The following is a 17675-nucleotide window of genomic DNA, read 5'->3' on the forward strand; positions in this document are numbered from 1 at the left end:
GCTTAAATTATCTAACACAGCGCCCATGCCCCGCATGGTGCATGCCCTACCAGCAGCAAAGTTAATGATTTTTTTGCTTCCATCCTTAGGGGGCAGGGATGGCACCCAGCAGTTCGTCGATGCGGACAAACTGATAACCCTTGCTCTTCAAGATGTGGATCAATCGCGGCAGTTCCCGGTAAAATTTTTCCTGCCGTCGCGGGTCCGTTCCGATATGGCACAATAGGATAAATCCATTCAATCCATTTTCATCTTTTTGCTCATAGGCCAATATAGACTTCATCACCGTCTGATTGTCCACGTACCGTCCACCCATTTCCGGATAAGTATAATCCGCCGTGGAGCGGGTGCCGGGCGTAAAGTTGACGAGTTGCAGTCCCATGTCGCGCGTCCAAGAGGCAATGGTCGCGTTATACCACTCGAAGGGCGGCAGAAAATACGGGGCGTCCTCTTTGTCGATACCAAATGCGGCCAGTGCACCATACGAGTCATTCAAATCAGTTTCAAACTCATGCCGGGTAACGAGCAGGCTATCGCGGTTGGCCCAGTCGCAATACAAAAGGTGTTTGTCGGAGTGCGAACCGAGGTAATTGCCCTGGTCGCGAAGCTCTGCGATGTGTGCCTTAAAATCGGCATTCCGATAGAAATTACCTGTCAGGAAAAAAGAGGCGTGCAGTTTTTCCGCTGTCAATGTATGGATGACGGACGATAAGCCGTCACCGAACTCGTCGCCGGTAAATACCAATGCGATTTTCTTTACGGATTGGTCGCCACGGACGATACCGCCAAGAAACTCCGTAACATTACCTTGGGTGGTAACTCGGTCGGTATGCTGTGGCAGCGCTCCCGTTTGGGCTCGGGCCGTACACAAAAGGCCAAAAAGCATAACCACTAATCGTCTCATCCGTTGCCCGTTGTATGCTCGCCTTCCATGGCCAACGGTGCTATCTCCAACTTTGCCGCCAACTGCTGTAAGTCTGCCCATACCGCCTCAACCAACGGAATCCCGTTGACCCGATTCGTGTGCGTTGCTTCATATTCCGGCTCACCGGGAATAATCACGGGTTGCTGTTCGTTCACCCGTTTCGCCCCTTTGAATCGGGCGATCCATTGATCCATATGGGCTTTGAAATCAGCAACCGGCCGGAAACCGTCCACACGCATCGCCCCGACGAAGTGGCCGATCCCGTGCCCCGGTTGGTCGGCTACAGGTTGCAAATAAGCCACGAAAGGCGGTACCCAAGGGCCATAATTGGCCCCGGAGAGCACCCCCGAAAGGATGTCAACGGTTGCCGACAGGCCATACCCTTTGTGGCTGCCATGTGCACGGTCGCTCCCCAAAGGGAGGAGGGCACCTCCATTTTTCACTGCCGCGGCATCGGTTGTCGTCCGGCCATCGGGGCTCAGCGCCCAACCTTCGGGAATGGGCTTCCCGGCGCGGCCGGCAACTTCCAGTTTTCCGTTCGCTGCGGCTGATGTCGCCATATCGACCACCACGGGTGGGTACTTCCCTGCGGGGAAAGCATAGCATATCGGGTTTGTTCCCAACAAGCGCTCCGTCGAAAACGTGGGTGCCACCAACGGGCTTGCATTCGTTACAGCATATCCGATCATATCCTGTGCCACCGCCTTCAGCGCATGGTAGCCGGCGATGCCGAAATGGTTCGAGTTACGGATGGCGACCCACCCAGATCCGTAATGTTTCGCTTTTTCAATGGCTATTTCCATGGCATAGGGCGCAACCACAAGCCCCAGTCCGCCATCCCCATCGACCGTCGCTGTGGTGGGTGTTTCGTGTACGATACGCGGCTTGGGGGCCGCATTCAATCGCCCATTTTCCCACAGCCGCACATAGCCGCTCAAACGGGCGACGCCGTGGGAGTCGACCCCACGTAGGTCGGCCGTTATCAGCACGTCCGTAGCCAATGACGCATCTGCATCGGAACACCCGATGGCTTTAAAGACGCGATGTGTGAACGCGCGTAAACGCTCCTCGGGAAGTATATTCATTTATTGTCCTCCGCTCCTCGCCCGCTGCATCGGATTGGGCCCCGACGATGTGCCCCGCGCAGGGCCATTGCCTTGTTTGAATAACTCGAAACGGGTGGGGGTATGCCGACGTGGCCAAGCGTTATTGTCCTCGTCGATCTCGGCGGTTTCACGCAAGGGGTCCACCAATACCGATGCCACTTCCTTGGTCTTAGCAAACACTTTCGTCACCTCGCTTTCATTCTTCCGCCAAATATAGGCAGGGATACGTTCTACCTCCGTCGTCCCATCGGCATAAGTCCACTGTAGGATAATAGGCATCACCAGGCCCCCCTTATTGCTGAAGGTGAGCTGATAAAAATGGTATTTGCCATCGTAAAGCTCCCGCTCCTCGGCCGACAGCGATTGGTAATACTGTTCGAAAGCCTTTTTGTTTTCTTCCGACACGGCAAAGCGATCCCACTTGTTATAGAAATCCTGAAGGGAGGTGTCGGCCTCCACCGCGAAATCCACCCCGGCATCGATATTGCGTTGCCGGCCTATCGTGTTCAAGTCGCTTTCATAAGCATCCCTTGCCTCTTCCTGTGCATCTGCGAGATTACCAATGGGCTGGAAATGCTGCATGTCGTCCAACGAGATATCAACAGGGTCGATACCGAAAAACCACCCCCGCCAAAACCAATCGAGATCCACTGCCGATGCATCTTCCATGGTCCGGAAGAAATCAGCGGGCGTTGGGTGCTTGAAAGCCCAGCGGCGTGAATACTCTTTGAACGCATAGTCAAACAACTCCCTTCCCATCACGGTCTCGCGCAGGATGTTGAGGGCCGTTGCCGGCTTCGCATAAGCATTCGGCCCGAATTGTACAATGTTTTCCGAGTTGGTCATAATGGGCTCCAGCTGGTCTTTCGGCAGCTTCATGTAGTCGGCGATTTTATGGGCCGGCCCACGCCGAGATGGAAAGTCTTTATCCCATTCCTGTTCGGCAAGGAACTGGCAGAAGGTGTTGAGGCCTTCATCCATCCATGTCCACTGCCGCTCGTCCGAATTGACAATCATCGGAAAAAAGTTGTGCCCCACTTCGTGGATAATCACACCGATCATACCGTATTTCGTGGCTTCGGAATAGGTGCCATCCTTATCGGCACGGCCATAGTTGAAGCAAATCATGGGGTACTCCATGCCGTTTGCGGCCTCCACAGAAATAGCTACCGGATACGGGTAAGGGATGGTATGCTTGGAATATACCTTGAGGGTGTGTGCCACTACCTTCGTGGAATATGGGTTGTAAAGCGGGTATGCCTCGGGCCCATAGTATGACATCGCCATGGGCTTGTTGCCTTCGATGCCTTCCGTTACCCGCATGGCATCCCACACCAAACGGCGGGAGGTGACGAATGCGAAGTCGCGCACGTCCTTCGCTTCAAAAACCCATGTTTTCTTAGCGGTCGCCCTGCCTTGCATCGCCTCCTTGGCCTCGTCGAGTGTTACAATCTCTATCGGCTCGTCCGCCTGCTGCGCTTGTTTCCATCGATCCAATTGCGCTGCCGATAGTACACTGCTGTAATTCTTGCATTCACCGGTAGCTCCGACGACGTGGTCTGCAGGTACCGTAATATTCACCTTGAAGTCGCCAAAGACCAGGGCAAACTCGCCACGGCCTGTAAATTGCTTATTTTGCCAGCCCTCGAAATCGGAATACACCGCCATACGGGGATACCATTGCGTAATGGTATATAGGTAGTTGTCATCGCCGGCGAAGTATTCGTATCCACCGCGCCCCCCTTCGGCCATCCGGTCGCTGATGTTGTATTGCCAATCGACCTGCAGGACGAATTTGGCTCCGGGCTCAAGCGGTGTGGGTAACTCTACCCGCATCATGGTGTAGTTGATGGTATAGGAAAGAGCATTGCCCGAGCGATCGGCGACCTTTTGTATGCTAACACCGAGGTCGTTTTCCGTGTTAATGAATTGCCGGAGTTGACGGGTGGTTACCTGGTCGCCTAGCGAGCTCTCATCAAACCGCTTGCTCTCGGCGTCGGCTTTATGCTCGTTTTCGTCCAGCTGCAGCCAAAGATAGCTCAAGGGGTCGGGCGAATTGTTCGTATAAGTGATGGTTTCCGATCCGATTACCCGCTGGTTTTCGTCGTCAACCTCCACATCGATGACATAATCCGCTTTCTGCTGCCAGTATTGATGCCCCGGTGCTCCCGACGCCGTGCGATACACATTGGGATCACTCAACAGGGTACCTAGTTGCTCAAACTTGTTTCCATGGTTAGAGGCCGGGTTGTTCTGTTGCTGGCCGTTTACCCCCAAAGCCAGGAGGCAACCTCCTAGAACAACGAAAAGTGTTTTGTAATTAAATGACATGTGATTTATTTATGATTTAAAGTCTCTCCAATGCCATCACGAATGCAATACCGAATACGGCTGCCGACAAGAAAAATGTCCAATCGCGCCGCGTGATAGCGAATATGCCTGTGGCGACAAACGACGCCAGCAATACAAAAAATACAATGATTAATTGGCCCAGTTCCAACCCCAGGTTGAACGCGAAAAGCGGCCCCGTAATGCTACTTTCTTTGCCCAGCAACGACCGTAGGTAGTTGGAAAACCCAAGCCCATGGATTAGGCCAAAAAATAATGCGTACCCATACGTAAGCCAGTCCGTCTGCGTTCGTCGCCGCCGCCGTTTCGCCACATTGCTGAATGCGGTGATCAGGATGGTTACGGGGATAAGGAATTCTATTAACACCGTGTCGACACGGATGAGGTTAAAAACGCTTAGCGCCAATGTAAGTGAATGTCCTATCGTGAACGCGGTGACCAGTATAATTACTTTGCGCCAATCTTTGATGAAGTAGGTGCTACAAAGTGCGATGACAAAAAGAATGTGGTCATACCCCGAAAGGTCTAGGATGTGCTGCAAGCCCAACGCAAAATAAATCCCAAAATCCTGCATGATCGTTCTTTTGTCCTAAATTGCCGCCCATGCGCAACGCTGTTTTATTGCATATAAGCGAGAATTTAACTAAGTTCGTAGCAATATTACGTTTATTGCTGCGAAAACACAATCAATAGCCGTAAAAAATAACGGATAGCAGCCCTCAATAGTATCAAACCGCACGATGTTAAACAGCATCTTCAACGCCCTTCTACTGCTCCTGCACCCGTTTTACGTGAGCATTACCACCGTGGATTACAATGAACAGGCACACCGTGTTGAAATAAGTTCCCGTATTTTTTATGACGATCTCGAGACGGCCCTGAAAAATGGGCGCGACCTTAAAATAGACCTGATCCATCCAACCGATAAATCAGTGGCGGATAGCCTGCTTGCCACCTATTTTGGCGATCATTTGCGGTTTTCGATGGATGGCGAACCCGTATCGGTACGTTATGTGGGCTATGAAATCGACGAAGATGTGGCGTGGTGTTTCCTGGAAGTGGTAAACATCGACCGTGTGGGGAAGTTACGCATAGATAACCGTATTCTGTTTGACCATTTTCCGAAACAGAGCAACATCCTCCACGTCACCGCCTATGGCAAACGACAAAGCACTAAACTGGATAACCCAGAACGGACCGCGGTCTTTGAATGGTAGCATCGGTCATGCTTCCCCAGGTTCCCAGTCGCCGAAATCACCGTCAAAAAGACTCCCTAACATGTCTGCGAATTCCACGCCCCCATCCAGGTAATCCTTGTTGAGCTGCGAATATTCAGCCAACCCATGGAGTACAAATTCCATGAGTAGTACTTTTTGGCTTTCCGCAAGTTTCGGGTGTAATTTCTTTACCAGTGCAAACAGGCCGGGAACCTGCGCCATTGCCTTTTTATATTGGTCATCGGATAGGTTGTCCGTCAGCTCCAACCGGTTGCCCGCGGTAAACCAATCGATGATGGGTGTATAGGGGTTTTCGGATTTCCCCTTCTTGGCTTTCTCAGGATGGGGGAAATACTGTGTAAATAGCGCCTTTATAGCTCCACCAATCAGCCGGTGGGCGACGTGCACCGGCCCTTCCAATTCGCCTTCGTACACCAGTTCGATCTTGCCCGTAATCGCTGGTACCACACCAACAAAGTCCGATATACGGGCTACCGTGGCCTGTTGGCCCGAAATCAGCATCCGCCGCTCAGCGGCACTCACCAGGTTTTCGTATGCTGAAATCGTCAGCCGGGCCGAGACGCCCGATTTCTGGTCGATGTATTCACTTTGCCGCGCCTCAAAGGCTACTTGTTCCACCAGGTCCTTCAATAGCCCATCGACATCGATGGTCGATTGTTGCTCGGGAGCGATATGGGCCTCCTGAAATGTAATTTTTCGTGATATGTCGACACTTCTTGGGTAATGGGTAAGTATCTGGCTTTCAATTCGGTCTTTAAGCGGCGTAACGATGGCCCCCCGGTTGGTATAGTCTTCGGGATTGGCGGTAAATACAAATTGGATATCAAGGGGCAAACGCAGTTTGAACCCCCTTATCTGGATGTCTTTTTCCTGCAGCATATTGAAAAGCGCCACCTGTATGCGCGCCTGCAGGTCAGGGAGCTCATTGATAACGAAAATGCCGCGGTGGGCCCGGGGGATGAGCCCGAAATGGATGACCCGCTCATCGTTGTAGGTAAGTTTCAACGTGGCCGCTTTAATGGGGTCAACATCCCCCACTAAATCGGCTACCGTCACGTCGGGTGTAGCCAATTTTTCTGTATATCGCTCTGACCGGTGTAGCCATGCAATCGGGGTTTCGTCACCCTTCGTCCGAATTTCGTTGCGAGCATACCACGAGATGGGGTGTAGGGGATCGTCGAAGAGCTCGGTCCCGGCCACATAGGGTACATATTCGTCGAGCAGGGACACCATCAGCCGGGCAATCCGTGTTTTTGCTTGTCCGCGCAATCCGAGCAGGAGAATATTGTGCCGCGACAGAATCGCGGTCTGTAGCTCTGGGATAACGGTTTCATCATATCCCACGATACCTTCAAACCCGGCTCGGTCTTCCCGCAACTGCTTAATCAAATTGGCTCTTAATTCGTCTTTTACACTACGGTGCTGGTAGCCCGATTTTTTGAGTTCGCCTAGTGTATTGATGTTATTCATTGATACCTTTTGCTGTTTGCTGTTTGCTGTTTGCTATTTGCTGTTTGCTATTTGCTTTATTTCCCCGCCCCAAAATTGCCATTTTACGGCTAAAACTACGATCACCGACCTCTTTCCCTCCACACAACTCCCCTGTTTTACGGCTGCCGCAAACACGGCCTAGGGTGCTTCGCACCCAGTCGTGGTGCGGGAACCGTAAAACCCATCACCTCACCGTCCGTCGTCTGTTGCGTACATAGTCCTCAAAAATATACTCACCAAGACCTTGGAGGGAACTGTAGAATGCCTTCCCTCCATTCGTTTCGGTAAATTGGCGGACGAATTGCTGCAAGTAGGGGTCACGCGCGATCATGAATGTCGTGATGGGGATATTGAGCCGCTTACATTGTGCCGCCATGTTCAGTGTTTTGTTGACTACCTTGCGGTCAAGCCCCACACTGTTTTTATAATAACGGCCGTTCTCTTTCAGGCAGGTCGGCTTACCGTCTGTAATCATGAAAATCTGCTTATTATGTGTTTTCCGCCGACGCAGCAAATCCGTTGCCAGCTCCAGCCCGGCCAATGTATTGGTATGGTAGGGGCCCACCTGGAGGTAGGGCAGGTCTTTGATGCTGATGGGCCACGCATCGTTACCGAACACAACGATGTCCAACGTATCCTTTGGATAGCGTGTTCGGATCAGTTCGGCCAAGGCCATGGCGACTTTCTTGGCCGGTGTGATGCGGTCCTCGCCATAAAGAATCATGCTATGCGATATGTCGATCATCAGTACGGTAGACGTCAGCGTTTTGTAGTCGCGTTCTTCTACTTCGAGATCTCGTTCGGTAAGCATGAAATTACCGATGCCATGGTTAACCTGGGCATTGTGTATGGAAGTTGTCATATCAATCTGATCGAGGCTATCACCATATTGGTATTCCCTCCGATCGGCATTTTTCTCCTCGCCCAAGCCCGAAAGGTTGCTGTTGTGGTTGCCACGGCCGCTTTTGCGCAGTTTGCCGAAAATCTCTTCCAACGCCGATTGGCGGATGGCCTGCTCACTCTTCGCCGTAATACGCACTTCCCCACTACCTGGGTCGTCGCTGAGGTACCCCTTGTCTTTGAGTTCTTGGATAAAATCGCCGATCCCATAGTCATCGTCCGTGAGCTTGTATTGCTTGTCCAACTCATTGAGCCACGCCAATGCTTCGCCGGCATCGCCAGCTGTATATTGCAGCAGCTGCGTGAAAAGTTTCAGCAGCTCTTCGAAACCGCCTTTGGGTAAGGACTTCGGTATGTATTGCGAAAAATGATAGCCGCGCATTGTTGTGTATCTCCCTTCTGTCTATTCACCAGGCCGCCCCTGTTTGAAACAGCACGCCTAAGGTAATTGTTTTTCAGCGACTGGTGGAGCCGCAGGCCACTTTTTTACATTACGCTTATGGAATCGCAGCCGTGGCCGAAACAAAAGTATAGCAATCGATATATCCTTGCTATCTTTGCTTCGAATTAGCGCCCGGCTACCCACGGATAGGTCCGGGGGTGGATGCAACAGGCGTCATTGAATAAAGACAACGATCAAATGAACGATATGATTAGAGTGGTTATTACCGGAATGGGTGCCGTTACCCCGTTGGGAAACGATGTAAAAACGTTTTGGCAACACGCTGTGCAGGGCATGAGTGGCGCAGGGGTAATCACCCGGTTCGATGCCCGTCAATTTCGCACCCAGATTGCTTGCGAAGTGAAGGCATTTGCACCCGAAAAACACCTCGACAGGAACGAGATAAAACGCAGTGACCTTTTTACCCAATACGGCTTATATGCCGCATCGGAGGCCATGGAAGACGCCGGGTTGGATCTATCCACCATGGATCCGTTTGACGTGGGGGTTATTTGGGGAGTGGGGCAAGGCGGGATGGAAACCTTCGAGCATGAGGTCACGCAATACGTCGAAGGCGCATACGCGCCCCGGTTCAGTCCGTTTTTCGTGCCGCGGCTCATCATCAACATGGCTTCGGGCATGATCTCGATGAAATACGGACTCCAAGGGATCAACTACACCACTGTTTCGGCTTGCGCCACGGCCAATACGGCCATTATGGATGCCTTCAACTACATCCGGATGGGCAAAGCCAAGGCGTTCATCACGGGTGGTTCCGAAGCACCCATCACGCCGGCTTCCATCGGGGGGTTTTCAGCGATGAAGGCGATGTCTGCCCGAAATGACGACCCGCAGCGTGCCAGCCGGCCGTTTGATACCGATCGGGACGGATTTGTGATGGGCGAGGGGGCAGGGGCGCTACTATTGGAAGAATATGAACACGCCAAAAAGCGGGGCGCCCACATTTATGCCGAGGTGGTGGGGGCGGCAATGACTGCCGACGCATACCACCTAACGGCTCCACACCCCGAGGGACGCGGCGCCTCAAAAGCGATGGAGCTGGCATTGCGCGAAGCCAAGATCGATGCCACCGACGTGGATTACCTCAACCCGCACGCCACCTCAACACCCGTTGGCGACATCAGCGAACTGAACGCGGTGAGCAAGGCATTCAAAAACACGGAAAATCTCAGCATCAGTGGAACCAAATCCATGACGGGCCATCTTCTGGGAGCTGCCGGAGCCATTGAGGCCATCCTGGCGGTTAAAGCCATCAACCATCAGGTGGTGCCCCCAACAATCAATACCGTTCATTTGGACGAGGCCATCCCGAAAGGGATGCACATCGTTACCGGGGATGCCTTGGAACGGAAGGTCGATGTCGCGATGAGCAATGCCTTTGGCTTCGGTGGGCATAACGCGACCATCGTGTTTCGTGGTGTCTAGTCGCCTTCGTCCAATAGGTTCCCGCCGATTTGCTTGCTCGCGCGGGCGCCTAGCTTCTTGAGTTTTTCCACTTTACGGATCATGTTGCCGGGGCCGGTGCCGAGTTTCTTGGTGGCATCTTCATGGGCACGGACGGCGCGGCTGAGCTGTTCGCCCATCTTATCCATATCTTGGAGGAAACCGACAAACTTATCATACAGTGCTCCCGCTTCCTTGGCGATTTCGAGGACATTGCGGGTCTGTCGCTCCTGCTTCCACATGCTGGCGATGGTCCGCAAGGTAGCTAGCAAAGTAGAGGGACTTACGATGACCACCTTGCGGTCCCACGCCTCACTGAAAAGGTCGGCTTTGTAGGTGATAGACATACTGAAGGCCGATTCGATGGGCATGAACAGCAATACGAAATCGGGCGAATTGATCTGGTACAAGTCGTGGTAGTTCTTGGCCGATAACCCTTTCACATGGTTTTCCACGGATAGCACATGCTGCTTGGCGGCAAGCTCGCGCTCCTCGTCCGTATCGGCATTTACCCAGCGCTCATAAGCCAGCAATGAGACTTTGGAATCGATCACAAGATGTTTCTCGTCCGGTAGGTCAATGATGGCATCCGGTTGGAGGCGCCTGCCTTCTTCATCCGAAATCGAGGCCTGCAAGCGATATTCACGATCCTTCACCAGTCCCGAGCGCTCCAGCACCCGTTCAAGGATCACCTCCCCCCAGTTACCCTGCTTCTTACTGTCCCCGCGCAACGCACGCGTCAGGCTATTGGCCTCATCCTTAATGCGCAGGCTCTGCTCCATCAATTGTTGCACCACCCCTTTCAGCGAATTCCGCTCGGCAGCTTCATGCTGATAGGTTTTTTCAACCTTTTCTTCAAACGTCTTTATTTTATCTTTCAAGGGTGCCAATATCTGGTCGAGCGATTTGCTGTTGGTTTCGGTAAATTTTTGGGTTTTCTCTTCGAGGATCTTATTGGCAATAACCTGGAACTCCGTATTGAATTGCTTTTTGATGATTTCTATTTCTTCCTTCTGCGCTTCAAGTCGCTCCTGTTGCGATTGGTAATAGGCGCGGCCGCTTTCCAGGGATTTATCTGCTTCCGCCAGCCGCTCGCGTGTTCGCTGCAGCTCATCCCGAAGACGCTGCTGCTCTTCCTTAAAAAGGGCCGCTACACGGTCTTTCTCTGCGACGAGGCTTTCGGCCTGCTGCTGCGCACGGGCCAGCTCGATGGCCAAAGCCTCTTTTTCCGTTCGCAGTCGTGCCACTTCCTGCATATCGGTTCCCCCCGCCGGGCGCTTAACGAGCAGAACAACCGCGATAATGAGGATAATGAGGGCGATGAGCCCAATGGCAATGACGTATACTTCCATGGTCAGACAAACTTAGATAAATTATTGACGCCTTTAATTTTTATTCTAAGGTATCCATAATTTATCGGCCTCTCCGCTGCCGTTTGGAGGTCACCAGCGCCCTCCAGCGCCGCCGCCGCCGCTACTACCGCCCCCCCAACTACCACCGCTGGAGCCGCTACCCCCACTACTGGAACCACTGCCACTAGTGCCCGATGATGACGAAATCTTAGGAAGCACTACCATGCCGAGCGACAATTTATGGTTGCAATGATGGCAATACTGCATCCGTTCGCCCTGTCCCGCACGTTTGGTTGTAGCCCGTGTGATGGTCTTTACAAACGGTTTCGTAAAAGCAAAATAGCCGCACGACGGACAGGTCATGAACTTCCGGGCCCTCTCGCCATCGAACGGTATGACCCTCCCTTCTTTCGAGCCTTCGCGCGTCCAGATTTCATATGCCCTCGCCCCGGCCTTCTCCTCATCCCGTTGGCCATCGTCTAGAAAGGGCCTCCCGTCGGGGTTTTGTTCGCGATCTACCCGCTGCCAGCCGCTGCCGGGCGGCGGCACCAACCGGATGCGCTCTTTCCGCCGCCGCTTGAAGGCAAAGAAAAACGATATCCAAAGAAGCGGTGTAGCCAGCAGCGGTAATGCCAGTTGCCTGTGGAAGGCCCTGACTGCCTCCCGCCTATGGGCCACGTCTCTCCGGTTAGCCCGGATTTCCCGAAGACCCGCCACATAGACCATCCAAATAGCTAAACCGAAAAACAGGATAACATACCACGGCAGGTGGCTCCAGCTGTAAAGCCATGTTGGCGGCATTTCGAAAAAGGCGATGGCAAAAATGGAGAGGAACGCGGCGAAGAACAATACGAACCCACTATAATACAAATACCTGGAATTAGATTTTCTATTCTTCTTCCGGCCGCGCTTGGTACGGATACGGTTGTATGCACGGCTGGCTTGCCTCCAAAGGAAATAATAACCCACCCCAGCCACCACGAGCCCAAGTAGCGTGTACCGATATCGGTAGAACCAAGAAGCTTCACGCACCATTCGGGCGGATAAGTCCTCGGCAGAAGCGGGGTCGAGCACCACTTCTTTCACGGCAGCCATGCCCGCCAGTACCCCCCCGTCATAGTCGCCCTCGCGGAACCGAGGGACCAGTAAACCTTCACCGATACGCTTCAGCAGAGCATCGGGCAACACGGCCTCCATACCGTATCCGGTGATAAACCGGTAAGCCCTTTTTTCGGTGGCAACAAACAACAACAATCCATTGTCGGCTCCATCCTTGCCGATGCCCCAAGTATTGAAAAGCTCCAAGGCAAACTGGAAATCGTCCCCTCCCACGAAATCATCCACCACGACCACTGCCAATTCTGCCGAAGTCCGATGGTCTACAGCGTACGCAAGCCGATTCAGGGAGTCCACCGCAGCTGCTCCAAGGATACCATCAGGGTTGCTTACGTAATCATGCTGGCCGCTTTCCTTCGGCGACGGGATGGTGCTTACGCGGTATTGGGCGGTTGTAACCTCGGTTAAACCAGCTAATAGCCAACACCCAATGGTGCAAACCGCCCAGAGCCAATGGTATGATAGGTCTCTCATAAGTTTCAAATATAATCATCTCGCACAACCTTTTGCCATTTGCACAAGCAGACAACTTTCCCTATGTTTGCGCAAAATTTTTAAAATGGCTACAACGAACAGAACTTTCACCATGATCAAGCCCGACGCCGTACGCAATGGCCACACGGGTGCTATACTCAACGACATCATTGCGGGCGGGTTTAAGCTGGTGGCATTGAAATACACGCGCTTGAGCAAAGAAACGGCTGGTGCATTCTATGCGGTACATAAAGAGCGCCCGTTTTACGGTGAACTGGTTGAATTCATGACCTCCGGCCCTATCGTCGCCGCTATTCTCGAAAAGGAAAATGCGGTGGAAGGGTTTCGCGCACTGATCGGTGCCACCGACCCTAGCAAGGCCGAACCCGGTACCATCCGTAATAAATACGCAAAATCGATCGATGCGAATGCTATCCATGGTTCAGACTCCGACGAAAACGCGGAAATAGAAGGTAACTTCTTCTTCTCGCAGTTCGAGCGGTTCTAAACAGCGGCTCCGTTTCTCTTCGGCATCGGATTATTTTTCCATCCCCGAATATTTTTTGTAAATCGCCCGATAACCAAACAGGCGGGCGATAGGTGCAACGGCTACCATCAACGCCTTCTGTACCGCTAACGGCATGTCGGAGAGGAACGATTTGCTATCGAGGTAACGGAGCGTAACCAGCTGCTGAACCAGACCCCCGCCACCACTTTTCCCATCGGCCGCCAAGCCGACCAGGTTTTCTATCAAGTAGTCGAAATCCAGTCCGGGTGCCACGGTATGGATGTAGGTCACCGGCATACTGTGGCCATTATAGTGATTGTGTGCCTTGTTCCTCGGCAACGTTATCCGCTCGCCTGCAGAAAGCACCCTCGTAGCGCCGTCGGCCCATATGGTTAATCGCCCATCAACAATCTCAAATGTTTCATCTTGCAGTGTATGGAGATGGTTGGGAACAAGCTGGCCCTGGCTTTTCACGGTTGCTTTAATAACTACACGCGCGCCTTCACTGTCTTTGGAGGTTTCAAGGTACTCGTACGTATCGTCCGTTATCGGGTTGGTCAATAATTGTCCCTTGGTTGGCATTGCGATCTTTTGGTTATTACTTGCTTTGGTCTATTAACCTGAGTTCGATTATTATTTCGACTCAGAAGTCTAATAGTAATCCTAGGCAAGGCGCCTTTGCGCAGCTTTATTGGGATAAAGCAAGCGGAGGCAACGCCGCATAGGGTAGCTATTGGACTAGTTTATTTCCTTATTCACTTTGAAAGGGCCATCTTCTTCCTGAAAACTCCTCGAAATAGCCCGCTATTCCAGCGTCGTTTTCAGTTGAACCTGACCTTTTCAAAGCGTTCTGAGTCAGAAATAATAATCGAACTCAGATTATTAATTGACTGCTAATATAGCAATTTATACCTGTTTCAATGGAGGTTAGACACTCCTCGTGTCCCCAAATAAAAGTCCTCTTTCTCAGTCATCCGTGCTTTGTCTTCTTTCTTCTTATCTCCGTAACCACAGAGGTGCAGGATACCGTGGATGATGACGCGATGCAGTTCGTCTCGTTCATCCACACCGAACTTCAACGCATTCTCCTGTACACGGTCAATGCTGATGAAAATATCACCCGCGATGGTATCATCCCGCTCACTGCTATCAAACGTAACGATATCCGTGTAGGTATCGTGCTGGAGGTATTGCTTATTGATTTCCAAGAGATAAGCGTCGCTACAGAGCACCACACTAACCTCGCCTGTCTTGAAGCCTTCGGAAGCTATCGTTGCCTTTACCCAACGTTTCAGGGGTAATTTCCCCTTGATTTGGTATGCCGTGTCTTCGGTAAAAAAATGGATGTAGCCCATAGTATCTTTGCTAGTCGGTTCTAAGGCAGGGAGTTTTATCGTTGAAAGTCACGCTTTTCGAGGTAAGACTGCAGGATAAGCACCGCCGAAACGCTATCGATAAGCGCCTTGTCCTGCCGTTTTTTTTTGCCATCCCGCTTTGTGCAATGCTTGCCGATGCCATCTTCGATGTAAAACGCTCATCGACCGTTTCCACGGGAATGGCCGGAAATGTGCGCCGGAGCATCCGGACAAACCCGCGCACGTGCTGGGCAGATTCGGATTCGGACCCGTCGAGCTGGCGGGGCTCGCCCACCACAAACGTGCTTACGCCTTCGCGGTCAAGATACCCTTTCACATACGCCAGCACATCCTTGGCGTGCACCGTATCCAAAGCCGTGGCAATAAGCTGCAGCGGGTCGGTCACGGCAATGCCGACTCGCTTGGTACCGTAATCAAAAGCCATGATGCGCATCGTACCCGCAAAGGTACGCTATTTGACATTTACCAGCACCTTTATTTTGCCTACCCCGTTACTGTCATATTCTTGCAGGGCTTTCCCGATCACCTGGCCCACCTTCACTTTGTCGGGGTCAGCCTTCATGGCCACACCACGCTGCGAGGAAGTCACCAACAAATCACCGCGTTTGATGGCACCGCCTTCGAGGCACACCTTCGTGGGAATGACGCCCACCACACCCATCGGCACCTTGTCCGAAAGGTCCGTATCGATTGATTCTTCGGTAAGCAATACCCCCGGCTTGGTGGCATACACGCCCACAACCAGCGTCGAGTAAGCCTCGCCCGATTTCTCCACGGTGCGATCTTCGTCCACCGAAATAACCAGCACATCACCGGCTTCATACGCCGCAAAGTCGCCTGTTACGTCAAAAGCTTCGGCGATGTCCGCTCCGCTGTTCTGTGTGCCGCCATTGAAAAAGCCCCTTCCGGCTTTATTGATCCGCGCCACGTCGGCGCTATTACTTTGGAATAACGCTACATTGCCGGAAGCACCCTGATGATTTGCTAATAAGGCGTTGCCGGTCCCGGTTGTGGTAATGTGGACTGTCGGTTGGCTATTGGCATTGTTAAAATTGGCAAACCGACCCGCTCTCCCGGTTCCGAAATTAGGGACAAAACCCGAAATAGCATTCCCATTCCCGTCTGCCGATGCCTCGACGCCGTCTCCACTTCCACCGGCATTCGCGGTAATGCCATTGCCATTTCCTTCAGCGATTGCGACTATCGCCGGTCCATTACCGGCGGGGTTCGAGGCATGGAATAGCCCGGCAAAGCCCCCTGTTCCGGAAGAAATACCATAAATACCCGCCGTACCCCAATTGGCAAACTGTGAATTTACCTCACCGCGTACCGCTGGTTTGGTACCCGAGACACGGTCTACCATGAAATTCCCGGCGATACCGTTACCCACCGTGTTGACGGTAATCACATCGCTTACATTATTTTCATTGTAATTCTGAAAGCGGCCCGCCCGGCCATCGCTAAAAGTGGGCACCCACGCATATAGCGCATTGCCGCTACCGTCGACATTTGTCTCTACACCATTCCCGTCTTTGCCCGCGTTCGCCGTAATCGCGTTGCCATTGCCGTCGGTAAGCGCCACCAAAGCCTGCCCGTTGCCGTCGGGGTTGGAAGCATAAAACAGACCGGCGCGGCCACCGGTACCCGAGGATACACCAAAAATACCCGCCGCACCGAAATTGCCAAAAATGGTCGTCACCTCACCACGGACAGCCGCAGCTACGCTATTGCTGTTGTTCACCAAGAAAGAGGCCGCATTACCCTGGGTGTTATCCGGGATATTGCCATTGCTGTTGGTTTCAACCTCCAGCGTATTGCCCTGATCATTACTGCTATTAAAGTTTTCGAACCTGCCCGCGCGGCCGGTACTGTTGTTCAAGCCAACCTGTCCCAGAACACCGACAGCCGTACCCGACGTATTCGTTGCAACAAACCCCCGCACACCATACCCTCCGCCGTCATTACGGCCCACAACGGCTCCGGCGATATCACTGGTTGTACGGCCTACCACCGCTTCTCCGCCACCATTATTGTCTCCGACGATACCCGCTGATGTCTGCGCAGAGGTAATTCCGTGCACGCCAAAGCCCGAACCGGTCGACGCCCGCACACCCGTACCGTTGCCACTCGTTGTCACATTGATTACCGTTCCGTTGCCAACGGTGTTGGCTTCAAGTACATGGTTATTATTTGCATTGTTGAAGATTGAAATACTTGCTGGAATCCCGTTGTTACTGGTTGCTACCAGGCCGGTACCCGTGTTACTGTTGGCGTATACACCGGTCCCATTGGTCGAGGCGTTGCCATATACCCCCAGGCCATTGGGGGTGGAGCCGTATACCCCCCAACCAGACCCACCGTGCGAACCCCATACACCGATGCCCAATCCGCCGGTGCCGTTATTAATCCCTCGGACAGCAGCGGAAAACCCTCCCGGCGAGGCCGAGCTCACGATCCCCCTCAAGGCGGAGATATTCGATGTAGTGGTATTGTTGACCCCCTCAATGGAGACCCCATCACCATCATTCGTTATGGAAAACAGCGTGGCCGCATTGTTTTCAAGTGCTATGAAAGGAAGCGCAAACCCACCGCCACCAACTGCCGCGGGAATCCATTCCGTACCATCAAACCGCAAAAATTGGTTCGCTACCGGCGCCACATTGCTCACCGGCACGCCTTGAAGTTTAGCAACGGTGGGATCGGGATACGTACCGGCAAGATCTCCGCCCGCGGCTACCCCGTTAATCGTTGCATCGCTACCGGCAGGCCCGGCAGGGCCCTCGGGTCCTATCGGGCCTTCGGGGCCAGCTGGACCTACGGGGCCTGCTGGACCGACATCACCTGCGTCACCTTTCGCCCCTTGCGGACCTACAGGGCCGGCTGGACCTATCGGGCCTTCGGGGCCGGCTGGACCTACGGGGCCTGCCGGGCCGA

General features: G+C 52.9%; 15 protein-coding genes. 3 read left to right on the forward strand and 12 right to left on the reverse strand.

What is annotated here, in order from left to right:
* Positions 1–85: 85 nt before the first annotated feature.
* Genes ACO1NT_RS05120 through ACO1NT_RS05135 form a run of 4 tightly spaced genes read right to left on the reverse strand, consistent with a single transcriptional unit; the run spans position 86 to position 4954 of the window.
* Complete coding sequence (locus tag ACO1NT_RS05120) at positions 86–904, reverse strand: polysaccharide deacetylase family protein (RefSeq protein ID WP_449047345.1); 819 nt, start codon at positions 902–904, stop codon at positions 86–88.
* Positions 901–2010 carry an Ldh family oxidoreductase gene (locus ACO1NT_RS05125; protein WP_449047346.1) on the reverse strand — a complete coding sequence of 370 codons (1110 nt, stop codon included), beginning with the start codon at positions 2008–2010 and terminating at the stop codon, positions 901–903. Before ACO1NT_RS05125 ends, ACO1NT_RS05120 begins: the two co-directional genes overlap by 4 nt.
* Complete coding sequence (locus tag ACO1NT_RS05130; protein ID WP_449047347.1) at positions 2011–4362, reverse strand: M1 family metallopeptidase; 2352 nt, start codon at positions 4360–4362, stop codon at positions 2011–2013. It abuts the gene before it with no gap.
* 16 nt (positions 4363–4378) lie between these two features.
* A complete protein-coding gene (locus ACO1NT_RS05135) occupies positions 4379–4954 on the reverse strand; it encodes a HupE/UreJ family protein (protein WP_449047348.1) in 576 nt (191 codons plus the stop codon).
* 166 nt (positions 4955–5120) lie between these two features.
* Here ACO1NT_RS05135 and ACO1NT_RS05140 point away from each other — a divergent pair, with 166 nt between their 5' ends.
* The gene (locus ACO1NT_RS05140) at positions 5121–5597 is read left to right on the forward strand and encodes a DUF6702 family protein (protein WP_449047349.1); all 477 of its coding nucleotides are present in this window, start codon (positions 5121–5123) and stop codon (positions 5595–5597) included.
* Between the two features lie 6 nt (positions 5598–5603).
* Here ACO1NT_RS05140 and ACO1NT_RS05145 read toward each other — a convergent pair whose 3' ends face one another.
* Complete coding sequence (locus ACO1NT_RS05145; protein WP_449047350.1) at positions 5604–7088, reverse strand: sigma 54-interacting transcriptional regulator; 1485 nt, start codon at positions 7086–7088, stop codon at positions 5604–5606.
* Between the two features lie 205 nt (positions 7089–7293).
* Entirely contained in the window at positions 7294–8391 is a 1098-nt protein-coding gene (locus ACO1NT_RS05150; protein ID WP_449047351.1) for a vWA domain-containing protein, read from the reverse strand.
* 267 nt (positions 8392–8658) lie between these two features.
* On the opposite strand from ACO1NT_RS05150, the gene fabF reads away from it, so the two are divergent.
* On the forward strand, positions 8659–9897 hold the full coding sequence (gene fabF, locus ACO1NT_RS05155; protein WP_449047352.1) for a beta-ketoacyl-ACP synthase II: 1239 nt from the start codon (positions 8659–8661) through the stop codon (positions 9895–9897).
* Here fabF and rmuC read toward each other — a convergent pair.
* The gene (gene rmuC, locus ACO1NT_RS05160; protein WP_449047353.1) at positions 9894–11267 is read right to left on the reverse strand and encodes a DNA recombination protein RmuC; all 1374 of its coding nucleotides are present in this window, start codon (positions 11265–11267) and stop codon (positions 9894–9896) included. The two genes, fabF and rmuC, sit on opposite strands and share 4 nt — an antisense overlap.
* 90 nt (positions 11268–11357) lie before the next feature.
* Entirely contained in the window at positions 11358–12857 is a 1500-nt protein-coding gene (locus tag ACO1NT_RS05165) for a TPM domain-containing protein (RefSeq protein WP_449047354.1), read from the reverse strand.
* 85 nt (positions 12858–12942) lie between these two features.
* Between ACO1NT_RS05165 and ACO1NT_RS05170 the strand changes: the two genes are divergently transcribed.
* A complete protein-coding gene (locus ACO1NT_RS05170) occupies positions 12943–13365 on the forward strand; it encodes a nucleoside-diphosphate kinase (RefSeq protein ID WP_449047355.1) in 423 nt (140 codons plus the stop codon).
* Positions 13366–13395: 30 nt separating this feature from the next.
* On the opposite strand, the gene ACO1NT_RS05175 is transcribed toward ACO1NT_RS05170, so the two are convergent.
* The 4 genes from ACO1NT_RS05175 to ACO1NT_RS05190 all read right to left on the reverse strand — a co-directional run.
* The gene (locus ACO1NT_RS05175; RefSeq protein ID WP_449047356.1) at positions 13396–13947 is read right to left on the reverse strand and encodes a cupin domain-containing protein; all 552 of its coding nucleotides are present in this window, start codon (positions 13945–13947) and stop codon (positions 13396–13398) included.
* Between the two features lie 335 nt (positions 13948–14282).
* Positions 14283–14720 (reverse strand): rRNA maturation RNase YbeY, encoded by a 438-nt coding sequence (gene ybeY / locus ACO1NT_RS05180; RefSeq protein WP_449047357.1) that lies wholly within the window; start codon positions 14718–14720, stop codon positions 14283–14285.
* 10 nt (positions 14721–14730) lie between these two features.
* A complete protein-coding gene (gene ruvX, locus ACO1NT_RS05185) occupies positions 14731–15165 on the reverse strand; it encodes a Holliday junction resolvase RuvX (RefSeq protein ID WP_449047358.1) in 435 nt (144 codons plus the stop codon).
* A gap of 27 nt (positions 15166–15192) precedes the next feature.
* Positions 15193–17675: beta strand repeat-containing protein (locus tag ACO1NT_RS05190; RefSeq protein WP_449047359.1), on the reverse strand; the 2483-nt coding region annotated here is incomplete at its 5' end.

It is taken from the genome of Parapedobacter sp. (assembly GCF_053550995.1).

Bases quoted from the DNA above. Each gene is read 5' to 3' on its own strand.
- ACO1NT_RS05175 (WP_449047356.1), bottom strand. From the start codon at position 13,947: ATGCCAACCAAGGGACAATTATTGACCAACCCGATAACGGACGATACG.
- ruvX (WP_449047358.1), bottom strand. From the start codon at position 15,165: ATGGCTTTTGATTACGGTACCAAGCGAGTCGGCATTGCCGTGACCGAC.
- ybeY (WP_449047357.1), bottom strand. From the start codon at position 14,720: ATGGGCTACATCCATTTTTTTACCGAAGACACGGCATACCAAATCAAG.
- ACO1NT_RS05140 (WP_449047349.1), top strand. From the start codon at position 5,121: ATGTTAAACAGCATCTTCAACGCCCTTCTACTGCTCCTGCACCCGTTT.
- ACO1NT_RS05120 (WP_449047345.1), bottom strand. From the start codon at position 904: ATGAGACGATTAGTGGTTATGCTTTTTGGCCTTTTGTGTACGGCCCGA.
- ACO1NT_RS05150 (WP_449047351.1), bottom strand. From the start codon at position 8,391: ATGCGCGGCTATCATTTTTCGCAATACATACCGAAGTCCTTACCCAAA.
- ACO1NT_RS05125 (WP_449047346.1), bottom strand. From the start codon at position 2,010: ATGAATATACTTCCCGAGGAGCGTTTACGCGCGTTCACACATCGCGTC.
- fabF (WP_449047352.1), top strand. From the start codon at position 8,659: ATGATTAGAGTGGTTATTACCGGAATGGGTGCCGTTACCCCGTTGGGA.
- ACO1NT_RS05170 (WP_449047355.1), top strand. From the start codon at position 12,943: ATGGCTACAACGAACAGAACTTTCACCATGATCAAGCCCGACGCCGTA.
- rmuC (WP_449047353.1), bottom strand. From the start codon at position 11,267: ATGGAAGTATACGTCATTGCCATTGGGCTCATCGCCCTCATTATCCTC.
- ACO1NT_RS05145 (WP_449047350.1), bottom strand. From the start codon at position 7,088: ATGAATAACATCAATACACTAGGCGAACTCAAAAAATCGGGCTACCAG.
- ACO1NT_RS05165 (WP_449047354.1), bottom strand. From the start codon at position 12,857: ATGAGAGACCTATCATACCATTGGCTCTGGGCGGTTTGCACCATTGGG.
- ACO1NT_RS05135 (WP_449047348.1), bottom strand. From the start codon at position 4,954: ATGCAGGATTTTGGGATTTATTTTGCGTTGGGCTTGCAGCACATCCTA.
- ACO1NT_RS05130 (WP_449047347.1), bottom strand. From the start codon at position 4,362: ATGTCATTTAATTACAAAACACTTTTCGTTGTTCTAGGAGGTTGCCTC.